General features: G+C 39.4%; 13 protein-coding genes. 8 read left to right on the top strand and 5 right to left on the bottom strand.

Going from position 1 to position 14,941, the window contains the following annotated elements; all coding sequences use genetic code 11:
• The 3 genes from ACFTQ7_RS18210 to secA2 form a co-directional block, all read right to left on the bottom strand.
• Positions 1 to 416, bottom strand: a 416-nt coding sequence (locus ACFTQ7_RS18210; protein ID WP_386830267.1) for a hypothetical protein, incomplete at its 3' end; no start/stop codon positions are given.
• A gap of 75 nt (positions 417 to 491) precedes the next feature.
• Positions 492 to 1,385, bottom strand: a complete 894-nt coding sequence (locus ACFTQ7_RS18205) for an accessory Sec system S-layer assembly protein (RefSeq protein WP_386830266.1) — start codon at positions 1,383 to 1,385, stop codon at positions 492 to 494.
• The gene (gene secA2 / locus ACFTQ7_RS18200) at positions 1,385 to 3,748 is read right to left on the bottom strand and encodes an accessory Sec system translocase SecA2 (RefSeq protein WP_386830265.1); all 2,364 of its coding nucleotides are present in this window, start codon (positions 3,746 to 3,748) and stop codon (positions 1,385 to 1,387) included. Before secA2 ends, ACFTQ7_RS18205 begins: the two co-directional genes overlap by 1 nt.
• A 223-nt stretch (positions 3,749 to 3,971) precedes the next feature.
• Between secA2 and ACFTQ7_RS18195 the strand changes: the two genes are divergently transcribed.
• Entirely contained in the window at positions 3,972 to 5,036 is a 1,065-nt protein-coding gene (locus tag ACFTQ7_RS18195; protein ID WP_386830264.1) for a glycosyltransferase family 4 protein, read from the top strand.
• A gap of 814 nt (positions 5,037 to 5,850) precedes the next feature.
• Here the strand turns inward: ACFTQ7_RS18195 and ACFTQ7_RS18190 are convergent.
• Together ACFTQ7_RS18190 and ACFTQ7_RS18185 are read right to left on the bottom strand one after the other, a co-directional pair.
• Positions 5,851 to 6,885: an LCP family protein gene (locus ACFTQ7_RS18190; protein ID WP_386830263.1), complete on the bottom strand. Its 1,035-nt coding sequence runs from the start codon at positions 6,883 to 6,885 to the stop codon at positions 5,851 to 5,853.
• Between the two features lie 137 nt (positions 6,886 to 7,022).
• On the bottom strand, positions 7,023 to 7,661 hold the full coding sequence (locus tag ACFTQ7_RS18185; RefSeq protein WP_386830262.1) for a YigZ family protein: 639 nt from the start codon (positions 7,659 to 7,661) through the stop codon (positions 7,023 to 7,025).
• Between the two features lie 167 nt (positions 7,662 to 7,828).
• Here ACFTQ7_RS18185 and ACFTQ7_RS18180 point away from each other — a divergent pair, with 167 nt between their 5' ends.
• From ACFTQ7_RS18180 to ACFTQ7_RS18150, 7 genes are all read left to right on the top strand, one after another.
• Positions 7,829 to 8,977 (top strand): sensor histidine kinase, encoded by a 1,149-nt coding sequence (locus ACFTQ7_RS18180; RefSeq protein WP_386830261.1) that lies wholly within the window; start codon positions 7,829 to 7,831, stop codon positions 8,975 to 8,977.
• Positions 8,978 to 9,013: 36 nt separating this feature from the next.
• On the top strand, positions 9,014 to 9,688 hold the full coding sequence (locus ACFTQ7_RS18175; RefSeq protein ID WP_079559471.1) for a response regulator: 675 nt from the start codon (positions 9,014 to 9,016) through the stop codon (positions 9,686 to 9,688).
• Positions 9,689 to 10,046: 358 nt separating this feature from the next.
• Positions 10,047 to 10,589: a nuclear transport factor 2 family protein gene (locus ACFTQ7_RS18170; RefSeq protein ID WP_386830260.1), complete on the top strand. Its 543-nt coding sequence runs from the start codon at positions 10,047 to 10,049 to the stop codon at positions 10,587 to 10,589.
• Positions 10,590 to 11,110: 521 nt separating this feature from the next.
• Complete coding sequence (locus ACFTQ7_RS18165; protein WP_079559473.1) at positions 11,111 to 11,953, top strand: DegV family protein; 843 nt, start codon at positions 11,111 to 11,113, stop codon at positions 11,951 to 11,953.
• A 98-nt stretch (positions 11,954 to 12,051) separates the two neighbouring features.
• Complete coding sequence (locus ACFTQ7_RS18160; protein WP_386830259.1) at positions 12,052 to 13,419, top strand: ATP-dependent helicase ComFA; 1,368 nt, start codon at positions 12,052 to 12,054, stop codon at positions 13,417 to 13,419.
• Positions 13,416 to 14,006 carry a ComF family protein gene (locus tag ACFTQ7_RS18155; protein WP_386830258.1) on the top strand — a complete coding sequence of 197 codons (591 nt, stop codon included), beginning with the start codon at positions 13,416 to 13,418 and terminating at the stop codon, positions 14,004 to 14,006. Before ACFTQ7_RS18160 ends, ACFTQ7_RS18155 begins: the two co-directional genes overlap by 4 nt.
• Before the next feature lie 255 nt (positions 14,007 to 14,261).
• On the top strand, positions 14,262 to 14,675 hold the full coding sequence (locus ACFTQ7_RS18150) for a TIGR03826 family flagellar region protein (protein ID WP_386830257.1): 414 nt from the start codon (positions 14,262 to 14,264) through the stop codon (positions 14,673 to 14,675).
• The last annotated feature ends 266 nt before the right edge of the window (positions 14,676 to 14,941 follow it).

Genomic DNA, 14,941 nt, shown 5'->3' with positions numbered 1-14,941 from the left:
AATACCCGCGGAAGGGAAGCGGATCCCCGAGCGAAGAAGAGATACCCGCGAAAGAGAAGTGAATCCCCGTGTGAAGAAGAAATACCCGCGGAAGGGAGGCGAATACCCGCGGAAGGAAAGCGGATCCCCGCGGAAGAGAGGCGAATACCCGCGGAAGGAAGGGGAATACCCGCGGAAGAGAGGCAAATACCCGCGGAAGAGAAGTGAATACCCGCGGAAGGGAAGCGGATCCCCGAGCGAAGAAGAGATACCCGCGAAAGAGAAGTGAATCCCCGTGTGAAGAAGAAATACCCGCGGAAGGAAGGGGAATACCCGCGGAAGGAAGGCGAATCCCCGCGGAAGAGAAGTGAATCCCGCGCGAAGAAGAGATACCCGCGGAAGAAAGGTAAATACCCGTGAAACGAGCGAACACCCACACGAAGCAGAAACACCCGCACAAGGCAGATCAAAAAAATCCCTTCTTTTTTAAAAAAAGAAGGGATTTCGATAGATTATTGTGTTACGCGTGCTGTCCAACGAGATAGGTCGGCGTCTTTTGCGTCAACAAGTTCTGCAGGGAAGACGAATGTCCAAGGTTTCGTTGAGTTTGGTTGTACAGTTAATACTGGGTCCATGTTGAATGAACCGTTAGCAATTTGTTTGCCTGTTGCATCTATAATTTCTAGTGGTAATTGTTCTAGATTAATAGCTTTATTGTGTCCGTTACGGATGAAAATCGATACATTTAGGTTGCCGTTGTCAGCTAGTTTTGCTTGTAAGCCGGTGAAGTTTACTTCAGTTTCACCTAGTTTTGGTAAAGTCTCGACGATTTTAGCTAGCTCTTCTTTTTGAGCTGCTGGTAATTGTTTTTCCCATGATGGGTCAAGTTCTAATTGGTGGCCGCGAAGGGACACAAGGTTGAAGGCGATTTTCCAGCCATCTTCAGGGATTTCGTCTACTTTAATTGCAGATTTATCGAATTCAAATACCCATGGGCGAGCGCTTTCTGCTGGAATTGTACCAAGGGCTTTGAAATCGAATTTTTTAGATGCTACTAGCTCGTCATTTTTATCCATGATGAAAAGCTCGATTTCTCCTAGCTCGATTGCTTGTGGTAAAGATGAGCGGAAAAATGCGCGAACATGCCATTTGCGTTTGTTTTCTTCAATACTAATAGAAGAAAGAGATAATTGATTTGGTTTTAATGGTTCTAGTTCGTTTGCTAGGAAGTTGAAAATGTATTTTTGCTCCTGTGGTACATCCCAATCTGGATGGAATGAAAGCTTTGTTTCAACATCGCGATTATCGCCTGTATTCGTAGAAGCTTTTCCTAGTAAGTCTTTTGAGTCAATTGTGTTTTCTTGAACGATTTTGTCTGATTTTTTAAAGAATGAGAATAAGCCCATTATTGTACCTCCTGTTGTGCGTCAATTGTTTTCATGAAGCCGGTAATTTCTATAATAATAGAACGACGTAGTTCTTGGAAATTCTTACCGAATAACTCAAGCCCCTCGCGTTGGTAAATTCGCATTGGATCTTCTTGCTGGTAATGACGTAAGCCAATACCTTCTTTTAAATGAGCCATTACTTCCAAGTGTTTCACCCAGCCACTATCGATGAAACTAAGCATGATTTGTGGCAGAACTTCTAGTACTTGTTCATTTTCAGCGAATTTCTCAATATGATTGAGCAGTTCTTGTTCAGAAGGTTGAATGTCAGCTAAAATTTGTTTTACTCTACCCACTTCTCGGTCAATTGTGACAGGTGTAATGAAAAGTGAGTTGAGTGAACTCTCCATTTGATCATAATTCCATTCAACAGAATTTACTTCTTCTGGTGCAGCGTCAAGAACAGCAAATTCAACCGTTTCACGAAGCATTTTTTTTAGCTCGCCCATCAAGTCATTTTCAGCTAAAATTTTGTTGCGTAGGCCATAAATAACTGTACGTTGGTCATTGATAACATCATCTAACTTTAAGTTGTATTCACGCATACCGTATTGGGAACCTTCAACAATTCGTTGTGTACGGTTAATGAGTTCTTGAGCATCTTTATTTTGAATAATGCCTTGTTCGTTGACAACCATTTTTGCAGAGAATTTTTCAACTTCTTCTTTTGCGTAGCGACGGAACATATCATCTTCAATAGAGAGAATGAAGCGACTTTCACCTACGTCGCCTTGACGACCTGAACGACCACGTAGCTGATTATCTACACGGCGGCTTTCATGCTTTTCGGTACCGATAACATATAGACCTCCAAGAGCATGAACTTCTTCGCCTAACACGATATCTGTACCACGACCAGCCATATTGGTAGCTACTGTAACACGCCCTTTTTGTCCTGCTTGAGAAATTAGTTCAACTTCTTGCTCAACTGTTTTAGCGTTTAGCAATTGGAATTTTAAACCTTCTTTTTTCAAGCTATCGGCAACTGTTTCAGATTGCAGTATGGACGTTGTTCCTATTAAGACAGGTTGTCCCTTTTCGTGACGGCGTTTAGCTTCAGCGGCTACATACTTATATTTATCTTCTTGCTTGCTGAAAATAATATCAGGCTGATCGACACGTTGACGTGGACGATTGGTTGGAATTTGAATAACTTCCATGCCGTACACTTCTCGAATTTCTTTTTCCTGTGTTTTCGCAGTACCTGTCATCCCTGAAAGCTTCGGATACATACGGAAATAGTTCTGAATTGTAATTTGTGCCTGTGCTTTATTTTCATCGGTAATCGTTACATTTTCTTTTGCTTCAATCGCTTGATGTAAGCCATTCGATAGTGAACGACCTTCTAAAATACGACCTGTGAACATATCAACAAGCTCGATTTTGTCATCCTTGACGATGTAATCAACATCACGTTCAAACATGACATGAGCACGAACGGCTTGGATAACATAATGGAAAAGAGATTGGTGCTCTAAGTCATACAGATTATCTATATTGAATGCGGCCTCAACTTTTTCAATACCTTTATCTGTTAGGGAAGTAGCTTTTGTTTCATCATCAAAATCATAATCTTCATCTACTTTGAAGCGTTTTGCTAACATAGATGCGATGCGATGTAATTCATCGTTAGATGGCATTTTACCAGCGATAATCAGAGGTGTTTTTGCCTCATCGATCAGGACACTATCTACTTCATCAATAATGGCGAAGTGATAAGGACGCTGTACTTTATCAGCTAAGCTATATGCCATATTATCACGCAAGTAATCGAAACCGAATTCAGTCCCAACACCATATGTAATATCTGCATTATAGGCTTCCTTTTTCTCGTCTGCTTCCATCATTGGTAAATTTAAACCAACTGTTAAGCCAAGGAAACGGTGAATCTGTCCAACTAGCTCAAAGTCACGTTTCGCTAAGTAATCATTGACGGTAATAACATGAACACCTTTGCCTTCTAATGCACGTACATAAGAGGGAAGGGAAGCAACTAGCGTTTTACCTTCACCTGTAGGCATTTCAGCGATATTGCCTTCAGTTAAAACAAGACCACCAATAAGCTGTACATCAAAATGACGCATTCCTAATACACGTTTTGAGGCTTCGCGTACGACCGCAAATGCATCTGGGATGATGGATGCAATAGGCTCATCTTGTTGTAAGCGATCTTTGAAAATAAAAGTCATTTCTCTTAATTCTGCATCTGACTTATTAACATATTTTTCTTCGAGACTATTAATTTGTTCTACTATTTTATAGTAGCGTTTTAATTGACGAGCACTCGTTTGCTCTTTATTACTTTTGAAAATTGAGAACATGAAATATACGCTCCTTTAATGTTGTCTAACTGCTAGACACTACATTATTCTATCAAATTTTACGTATGGTGACTACATTTGGCATACAGCATTCTTCCAATCTGAAAAAGATGGAAAATATTTGTGAAATGGTGGAAAATAAATAGAAAAAGTATATTTCGGCGCCGGTTCGTGCTATAATCAATTTGGATTTAATGTAGATTATTTTTTGAGGAGGAGAGACATGCTCTACGTGTCTATAATAGCAGCATTTGTTGCTTCAATATTGTTAACTCCACTAGTTAAACGATTAGCGTTCAAAATAGGTGCTGTCGACGCACCAAACTACCGAAAAGTACATGCACGAATTATGCCAAGACTCGGGGGATTGGCGATCTTCCTTTCTTTTTTAATAGCTGTAGCTATATTTCAGCCGATTTTGATAATCAATGAAAATGGTAGTAACTTTTTACTTGCAATTATTATTGGTGCTTGCATTATCGTAGCAACCGGTGTAGTAGATGATATGCGTGAAATTTCCGCAAAGGCTAAATTAGTTGGCCAGCTTATTGCGGCACTTATCGTTATCTTTGTAGGTGGCATTCAAATTGATATGATTACCCTGCCATTTGTAGGTGAATTAAACTTTGGATTGCTAAGTATTCCTTTAACAATTATTTGGATTGTTGGTATTACCAATGCTATTAATTTAATTGATGGCTTAGATGGTCTAGCGGCAGGCGTTTCAACGATTGCCCTTATTACTTTAGCTGTCATGGCAATTATTATGCACAATATGTTCGTGTTAGCAATCGCAGCCATTTTAGCAGCAGCAACTTTCGGATTTTTATTTTACAATTTCCACCCAGCGAAAATCTTCATGGGAGATACAGGAGCCTTATTCCTTGGCTTCATGATATCGGTGCTCGCATTGCTTGGATTTAAAAATGTTACAGTCGTTTCATTAATTATCCCAGTTATCATCCTAGGTGTGCCGATTTCTGATACATTCTTTGCGATTGTTCGTCGTGTACGCATGAAGAAAAAATGGTCTGATCCTGATAAATCACATTTACATCACCGTTTACTAGATATGGGCTTTACACATCGACAAACAGTGCTCATTATTTACGGGATTGCAATAATGTTTGGTTTGGCCGCAGTTATTTTCTCTATGGCAAAAGTATGGGGTGCGATTTTACTCGTAGCAGTTATTTTAACCGCAATTGAAATTTTGGTTGAAGTCATTGGACTCGCGGGTAAAAACTATAAACCATTATTGAATTTTGTGCGGATATTTAATAAATAATAAATTGAAAGCAATCATACATTTTGTGTGATTGCTTTTTTTGTCGACTCTTTTTGCACGATTTTAGGTGAATACCCGCGAAAGGAAGGCGAATACCCGCGGAAGGAAAGTGAATCCCCGCGAAAGAGAAGCGGACCCCGGGCAAGGAAGAGATACCCGCGAAAGGGAAGTGAATACCCGCGAAAGGAAGATGAATACCCGCGAAAGGGAAGTGAATACCCGCGGGAGAGAGGCGAATACCCGCGGAAGAGAGGTGAATACCCGCGCGAGGAAGAGATACCCGCGGAAGGAAGGTAAATACCCGCGGAAGAGAGGTGAATACCCGCGAAAGGAATGCAAATACCCGCGGAAGGAAAGTGAATCCCCGCGAAAGAGAAGCGGACCCCGGGTAAGGAAGAGATACCCGCGGAAGGAAGGTGAATACCCGCGGAAGAGAGGTGAATACCCGCGGAAGAGAAGCGGATATCCCGGGCAAGGAAGAGATACCCGCGAAAGGGAAGTGAACATCCGTAAAATAGTAATAATACATGGATAATTAATTAGCCTAACCCCTGCAGCCTTTTTGATTCTAGAAAGAACACAATTACAAGCACCTTCATCCGAATGCTGTGCGAAGGAGCCATTAAGAGGTGCAGTCACCAGAGCGCGTTGAGAAGCTACGCATGTGCCTGAGAAACGAAGTGACGGATAGGACCAGCAAAGGGGATGAAGAGAATGTCGATTGGATATATGGCGAAAGCAATACTCAATAGGATTCCATAAAAAAACCTTTCCACAAATTTAAGTGGAAAGGCTATAAGTTTTATTAAGCTAATTAATTTACCGAAGTTTCTTCACTTGAATCACTGTCAGTGTCGTTATTTGTGAGGCTTGATGAATTTTCATCTAAGCCAAGGTGGTTTTGCAAAGTTTCTTTTACTTCATTAACTGATGCTGGATCTAATTGGTAATAATATACACCAGTAGACATATCATCAGTGCCTTCTAAATTTAAAGTGTCAATGCGTGGTACACCTTTTGTTAAATAAGATAAGAAGGATTTCATTTCATCAAATGTCATATCCGTCTTCATGTTATTACCAAGTGCATTAATGACATCATCGTATTTTGAGATAGAACCAACAGAAGAAACTTTATTGATGATAGCTGATAGAATTTCTTGTTGACGTTTACCACGCTCAATATCGCTATCTTGTTTACGCGTTCTTGCGAGTGCAAGTGCTTCACTACCGTTTAAATGCTGCATACCTGGCTCCAGGTTGATTGTAAATTTATCGAATTCGTCTAACTCGTGTAAAGCATAAGGTACTTCAGCTTCGATGCCACCTAATGCATCAACTACGTCAATGAAAGCATTGAAGTTCATACGTACATAATAGTCAATTGGAATATCTAATAATTCTTCAACTGTCTTGATTGTTGTCAGTGTACCACCCATAGCATGTGCATGGGTAATTTTATCTTTATATTCTACTTTAGGAATATAAACATATGAATCACGAGGAATGCTTAGCATTTTAATTGTATGCGTTTTGTTATTTAATGTCGCTAATACTAGTGCATCGGAACGTGAGTGATCAGAACCTTGCCCACGATTATCACTATCGTCCACACCGACAAATAAGATAGATACATTATCCTTTATCGGCTCTACTTTACTTTCGCGAAGTGCTGAAACTTCGCGGCCTTCTAATTTTTCGTGTGCTGAGTCAGCTGCGTGTTTCACTTGTTTAGTAAGGTAAACACCATAAGCAGTAACACAAATGGCCAAACTAGCAACGAGAAGTAAGGAAACTTTTATAATTAAGGAAGCTTTAGAAGACCTCTTTTTGTACTTTTTATTTTTCATTTATATTCTCCTCTAAGTTATGGGGATTATAATACGATTAAACTAAAATTTATGCAAATACAAGTAATAAATAGGCAGTTGATAAAATAGCTTAACGTTAAAATTATACTATGCATAAATAGTTTCGGCAATTAAAACTATTTATCTACAATAAATTCAATAAATTGAACATTCTCAAACGTAATGTTTGCTTGTCCGTTTGTCATTTCTGTTACCCAGTTTCGGAACTGTTCTTCCTCCTCTTTTAACACGGATACAAAAATGTCGACGCCTTCCAAATAGCGAATTTCCTCTAAAGTATACGAAGAACCTCGAATTTCATTTTCCACTTTGCCAAGCCATGTGTAATCAACGGTAATTTTCATAATGTGATGAAGCTTGCGTTCGACAACCTGGGCAGCGAGTAAACCTTCTGTTGTCGCTTTTCCGTAAGCACGAATGAGACCGCCACCGCCAAGTTTAATGCCACCAAAGTAGCGTGTGACGACAACGACCGTATCTTTTAATCCTTGTTTTTTTAGGACTTCTAACATAGGGACGCCAGCTGTGCCACTAGGTTCCCCATCATCATTTGCTTTTTGAATATGATCATGCTCACCAATCATATAGGCGGAACAATTGTGTGTCGCATTATGATGCATTTTTTTTATACGTTCAATAAAAGACATTGCATCCTCTTCCGTTTCTGCGCGTTCTATATAAGTAAGAAAGCGAGATTTAGAAATAACAATTTCGCTTTCGCCGTATCCTTTTACTGTTAAATAGTTTTCTCTCATCCGAACCAATCTCCTTTTAGGTAGAGTTCTATTTGACTTCTATTCTATAATTTTCATAAAGAAAAAGCATTAAATTTTAACAGCGGGATGATATAATGGGTATAGACTATGTAATTGGTCTATTGAAATGGTAAGTAATCATAAGACATTAGACTGGGGAGTATACTATGTTTTCAAATGATACCTTCGATTTAAAGTCGCTTGATGACATATTTAATCGAATGTTAGAAACAATCATGAGCTCAAAGGACGATATCTTTATTATAAGTGAACAAAGCCGTAGAAGTTTCGAAGATATGCAAAATGAGCTAGAAATTGTTCGAAAACAAGTTTCAATTGTTATTGATGAAGGCGATGCTTTAGAAAAAAGCACACAGCTTGCCAAGCAAAGACTTGTGTTAGTGAGTAAAGCTTTTGATAATTATACCGAAGAACAAGTTAGAGAAGCATATGAAACTGCACAGGATTTTCAAGTGAAACTCTCCGTTATTAGAACACAAGAAAAGCAACTACGTGATAAAAGAGATGATTTGGAGAGAAGATTAAAAGCATTACTCGATACGATTGAACGTGCAGATCAGATTGTCAATCAAGTAAATGTCGTTTTGAATTACTTAACTTCAGATTTAAAAAATGTTGGTTTAGCACTTGAACAAGCAAAAATGAAACAAGATTTTGGTATACGTATCATTGCGGCGCAGGAAGAGGAACGTAAACGTCTATCTAGGGAAATCCATGATGGACCTGCTCAGATGCTCGCAAATGTATTAATGCGCACTGATTTAATAGACAGAACGTATCGTGAAAAGGGCATTGAAAATGCTTTGGCAGAAATTGCTGATTTAAAAAAAACGGTGCGTAATGCATTATCAGAGGTGCGACGTATCATCTATGATTTAAGACCAATGGCACTTGATGATTTGGGAATTGTTCCGACATTAAAAAAGTACTTATCAACAGTGACTGAATATAATCCGGGTGTTGAGGTTCATTTCCAATCAAGAAGCACCGAAAAGCGTATACCATCAAACTATGAAGTATCTATTTTCCGCTTAGTGCAGGAATGTGTAACGAATGCCATGAAACACGGAAAATGTAAGGACATTTGGGTGAGGCTAGAGTGGTTGAAAGATGCCGTAAATATCGTTGTAAAGGACGATGGCATAGGTTTCGATTCACAGAAAGTTAAAGACCATTCCTTTGGGATTTTAGGTATGAAAGAACGTATTGAAATTTTGGATGGGACAATCTCAATTACAAGTGAGATAAATCGAGGTACGACGGTTTTATTTAAAATTCCGTTAGAAGTAGAGTAAAACGATTGTTTGAGGAAATTTAGGGGGTAAAGACAAATGACGAAGATTATTATTGTAGACGATCACCAGCTATTCCGCGAAGGAGTAAAGCGTATTTTAGATTTTGAAGATACGTTTGATGTGGTAGCAGAAGGTGATGATGGTACGGATGTAGTATCTTTATATGCTGAAAATCAACCTGATGTTGTACTGATGGATATTAATATGCCGGGGAAAAACGGCGTAGAGGCAACAGCAGATTTAATTAATGAGTACCCAGATGCAAAGGTTATTATGCTTTCCATCCATGATGATGAAACATACGTAACACACGCACTAAAATCTGGCTCACTAGGCTATATGCTGAAAGAAATGGATGCGGACGAAATTGTTGAAGCTATTAAAGTAGTTGCCAATGGTGGATCTTATTTACATCCGAAAGTAACTAAAAATTTAGTAGCGGAATTCCGTCGTCTTTCTGAGCATGAAAATAAAGGTAACTTCCATCAAACAGAAATTCGTCGCCCATTCCATTTGTTAACAAAGCGTGAATGTGAAGTATTACAATTATTAACAGATGGGCAATCGAACCGTACAATTGGTGAGACGCTATTCATTTCTGAAAAAACAGTTAAAAACCACGTTTCAAGCATTTTACAAAAAATGAATGTAAACGACCGTACACAAGCTGTTGTTACAGCCATCAAAAATGGTTGGGTTGAAGTACGCTAATAGCATATATTGTATTTTATTTCTTTCAGGAGAACTGAAAGAAGTTAGAGCCTCCGGCGGATGTCACGGAATCGGAAAAGAGTTCTTTGCACTAGCACAAAACCGATTCCGGACGCAATTATGCCGAGGCGTAATTGATAGCTGTTTTTAAAGGCTACTATATTTTTTAGTAGTTTTTAAAGCAGTTTTTTTTATAGGTACGAATTGTCGAAAAATGTAACAATTTATACATAGAGATCGTGCAACATTTTATAAGCGTAGGCGTCATAAGGAAGATGTAGCACCTAAATGTAGAAAAAACACAACAAAATTCCTACAACGGGATTTATATGCTACAATATGCGCGGGAGGTTTTTTGATGTTAAAGAAAAGTTTTCTAGCAGTTCTTACTTTATTAATGTTAACTGCCTGTGGTAATAAAAAAGATGAAATGAATGCAGAAGAACAACAAAAAATCATTGATGATGGAACCATAGGATTTGAAATGAATGGTGGGCAAATAACGAAGGCAGAAAATGTCCCTGCTGATGAAGGAAAAGCAATCTTACTAGCCTTTAATGAATATATTGAAGCTTTTAATTCAAAAGATATTGATCGTTATATGCAAACGCTCTCGAAGGATCCGAAAGGTTTCGACTATGATGAAGAAAAAGAATTCACGACAGAAGTATTTAAAGAGTCAGACGTTAAACGAGATGCTAAAGATACGACAATCATAAAATATAACGAAGATGAAGCACAGGTCCATTCCAATATAACATTGCATTTAGTACAAACTAAAACAAATGTGAAGCATGAAAGTGCAGGACAACAAGTTACAGTATTGGTCAAAGAAGATGGGGACTGGAAGGTCACTAGCGTCTTTTATATGGACGACACGAAATCAAGTACTGGCAAATAAAAATGAGGATCTCTTCATTCAGGCTCATCACTAAAAGTTGAGGTTGGGCGATTTCCTGGGCATTAGCGTCAAAGACAAGCCCCTAGAGCGAGCGCAGTAGTGAAATGGCAAAAAGCATCATGCCTAGCTGCTTATTGGACTTGCTTCATTAGAAAGGAAATCAACCCCTCTTAATGGTGATGAGCCTTTTTTCATTCAAAGAAGGATTAATAGGGTGAAAATCATATGAGGAGATCTATACATAGAAAATGAATGTGAAATGAATGCAGTTGTCTAGAATGATGAAAGAGTGAAGCAACTTCCTCCTATTCGACGTGCAGACAAGATTACGTTATGTCGTAATTCATTTCACATTCATTTCTTTTTATCTTCATTCAGCTAGCTGAATGGAGATAAAGCCTCCGGCGGATGTCACGGATTTTGAAAGGAATAAATTGTGCATGCACAATACAAAATCCAGACAACAATTGCGCTGAGGCGCAATTGATTGTAAACTATTTAGAATAGGAGAGTGGACATGGATGAGGACAGCAATCGTAACAGATAGTACTGCATATATTTCGGCTGAGGAACGAGCACGCTTAAACATTCATATGATTCCGTTAAGTGTAAATATCTCAGGTCAACTTTTTGAAGAAGAAGTAGATATCACGGCATCTGAATTTTATGATAAAGTACGTGGGGCAAAAGAATTCCCAAAAACAACCCAGCCTCCAATTGGAGAGTTTGTCGCTCTCTTTGAAGAGCTGGCAAAAGAGTATGATGAGGTAATATCTATTCATTTATCAAGTGGTATCAGTGGTACATATCAAGGTGCCATTCAAGCAGGCGATATGGTGGAGGGCATCGATGTGTCCGCTTTTGATAGCGAAATATCCTGTGCGGTACAGGGTTTTTACGTTCTACGAGCTGCTGAATTGGCGGCTCAGGGCTTGTCTGCAAAAGAGATTCACGCTTCATTGGAGGACATGAAGCAATCAGTTCGTGCTTACTTCATTGTAGATGACTTAGCGCACTTACAACGTGGGGGACGTCTGTCTGCAGCAGCGGCATTAATCGGCGGCTTATTACAAGTAAAACCGATCCTGCATTTTGCGGACAAGGTCATTGTACCTTTTGAAAAAATTCGTACACGTAAAAAAGCATTAAAGCGTGCGGAAGAGCTACTAGCTGAAGATGCTAAAAAGTATGAAGCAATGGACGCTGTTGTAATCCACGGCAATTGCCTTGCTGAAGCAGAAGAATGGCTAGCACAACTAGCAGCAACCTACCCGAACGTTAACTTTAAAATGAGCTATTTCGGTCCCGTCATTGGCACACACTTAGGTGAAGGCTCAATGGGTCTAGGTTGGACAAAAAAATAATAGTAAGTGAGACAGTCTCTACAGTAAATGTGTAGAGGCTGTTTTTTATTTAGGAATTTCTTATCGCCGATAAATAATCACATGAAAGGAGCAAAGCAATGACATACAAAGGTTGGTTGTTGCCACCTGCATTACGAGATTTCCATGAAGGACGTATTTGGTTGAAGGAGCATGCCCCATTTTCCAAGGAAGATATCGAGAAATCAATCAAGTATAAATACTTCCATATAATAGAAGGAATTCAAAAAGAGCCACATGTAAAATGCAATCGTTGCCATAATGAAGATCTTCAGCAATTTACAACGTTTGATTGTTCAAAGTGTCTGCAGCTATGTATATATTGTAGACATTGTCTGAATATGGGTAGAGTGAGTAGTTGTACGCAATTGATGATTTGGACAGGCCCTCGCACAATTAGGACAAAAAAGCATTCACTCGAATGGGCGGGGCAATTGACAGTGCTTCAACAGCAGGCGGCAAATGAAATGCTAGAAAGTGTGAAGGCAAGGCGTTCCCATCTCTTGCATGCAGTATGTGGGGCTGGAAAAACAGAGCTACTTTTCCCGACTGTTCATTATGCGTTAGAGCAGGGCATGCGAGTATGTATTGCTACGCCTCGTACAGATGTAGTGCTAGAGTTATATCCACGCTTTCAAAAAGTTTTCCCGCATACGAGGATCCATGCATTATATGGTAAATCGCCAAAGCAGGAGGGCTACGCCCAACTCGTGTTGACGACAACACACCAGCTTTATCGGTTTGAACGAGCGTTTGACGTCATGATTGTTGATGAGGCCGATGCCTTCCCATATACATTTGATGAAACGTTGCAAAGCGCAGTGCAAAAGGCAAAAATGGAAAATGCACCACTATTGTTAGTCACGGCAACCCCGTCGCCTAAATTACTTATTCAATATCAACATGAAAGCTATTCATTTATCCCGAAGCGCTATCATGATCGTCCGTTACCAGTCCCTCGATTTCATTCCCTATGGAACTATGAAAAAAGCTTGAAACGAGGAAAAATCCCACGAAAGCTGAAACAATGGATAGAGGAGCGCCTTGCACGCAAAGAGCCATTTCTATTGTTTTTCCCAAAAGTAGAGTTAATGAAAATAGCTACACCTCTTTTTCAATTATTAGATGACAGCATCATGGCTGTACATGCGGAAGATCCTGAACGTAAAGAAAAAGTGCTTAAACTACGTAATGAAGAAGTTCTAGGTTTGCTGACTACGACCATTTTAGAAAGAGGGATTACGATCAAGAATGTACAAGTTGCAGTGATTGGAGCAGAATCAACCATTTTTACTTCAAGTGCACTCATACAAATTGCAGGGCGAGTTGGTCGAAATGCCGATTTTGCCGAGGGAGACGTCGTATTTTTCCATCATGGCATTACGGCTGAAATGGATGATGGGCGTACAAAAATTCTTTATTATAATAGGAAGGGATTTCCATCGTGAACAAAATAGAAACACTGTGCTTATTATGCTCACAGCCTTTGCGATCAGCAATCTCATGGAAACTACTTTTAACAAAACAATTTCAGCCGACTATCTGTGATAGGTGCACTGCTCAGTTCAAATATTCCTCAACAGCAACAGCACTTTACCAATATAACGATGCGATGAAAGACTTTTTACATCAATACAAATTTCTTCAGGATGTTGCACTTGCTAAAGTATTTCGGCAGGAGCTACATGCGCGATTGAAGCATGAAAAAGCAGCCATTATACCGATTCCTATGCACCCCGTTAAGCAAAGGGAACGTACCTTTTCACATATGGAGGAGTTATTGAAGGCTGCGAATATTCCTTTTATACAACTTTTAGAAAAGACGACGACAGAAACGCAAAGCTCCAAAAATAGAGAGCAGCGAAACCAAACCGCATCCCTTTTCCGTCTGATGGATGAAGCTCATGTAGAGCATAAAGAATACTTTCTTTTTGACGATATAAAAACGACGGGGACGACTTTAAGGCATGCTACTGAGGTTTTATTAAATGCAGGCGCTAAAAATGTCAAAAGCTTCACACTAATTAATGGATGAAAATGCTAATGCATTGTGTATAATAGATTACGAGTATATAAGGTTCGTTTAGCTGTTATTATCTTCATTCAGACACTTACTGAATGAGGAACTCAGTCTAAGAACGCCACGTCCTGTGGCAACGACTGAGTGACCAACATCACGTTGGCCTAAAGCCTCCGCGGATTTTGAAAGGAATGAATTGTGCCCGGCACAATTCAAAATCCGGACGGAATTACGCCAAGGCGCAATTGATTTAAGAGGAGGAAGAAATAGATGGCAGAGGTTCGCAATTGTCCGAAATGTAATGAGTTTTTTAATTATATAGGGGTCAGAGAAGTATGTCATAAATGCGCTCAATCAGAAGAAGAATTATATCAAATCGTTTATCGCTTTTTACGTAAACGTGAAAACCGTGCGGCGACAGTAGAACGTATTGTTGAAGCAACAGGAGCTGAAGAGGAGCTATTGTATAAATGGGTACGCAAGGGACGTTTACAGCCTGCAATGTTCCCTAATCTTGGTTACCCATGTGATAACTGTGGTCACTTAACGACAACAGGCAAGCTTTGTACAAAATGTCAGGATGAATTAAAGGCGGATTTACGTACATTTGAAGCAGCGAAGGAGTTCCGTGACAATGTGGCGGATCGTGATCGTGTAACCTATCACGCAGATCGAAAACGTTAATTCTTTCAGCGAGAATCCAAACACCCGCTGAAATAGAGGAACACAGGCTAAGAGCTTCACATCCTGTGAAAACGCCTGGAATCGGCTTTGTGCGTGATCCAGGTCAGTTAGCTGTTATCGCATGGATGCGATGATTTTAGGCTAACATCCTATATCGCAATTATACCGAGGAATCATTGATAGGTCTAAAGTGTGTTAATTTTAAACAAAATTAGCACACTTTTTTCTATTTGAAAACTTAACATTATGTGAGACAATCCGAAATA

Origin of the sequence: Lysinibacillus sp. NPDC056959, assembly GCF_042674095.1 — a bacterium.
Lineage (GTDB): Bacteria > Bacillota > Bacilli > Bacillales_A > Planococcaceae > Lysinibacillus > Lysinibacillus zambalensis.
This window is presented reverse-complemented; position numbering and strand designations above follow the sequence as displayed.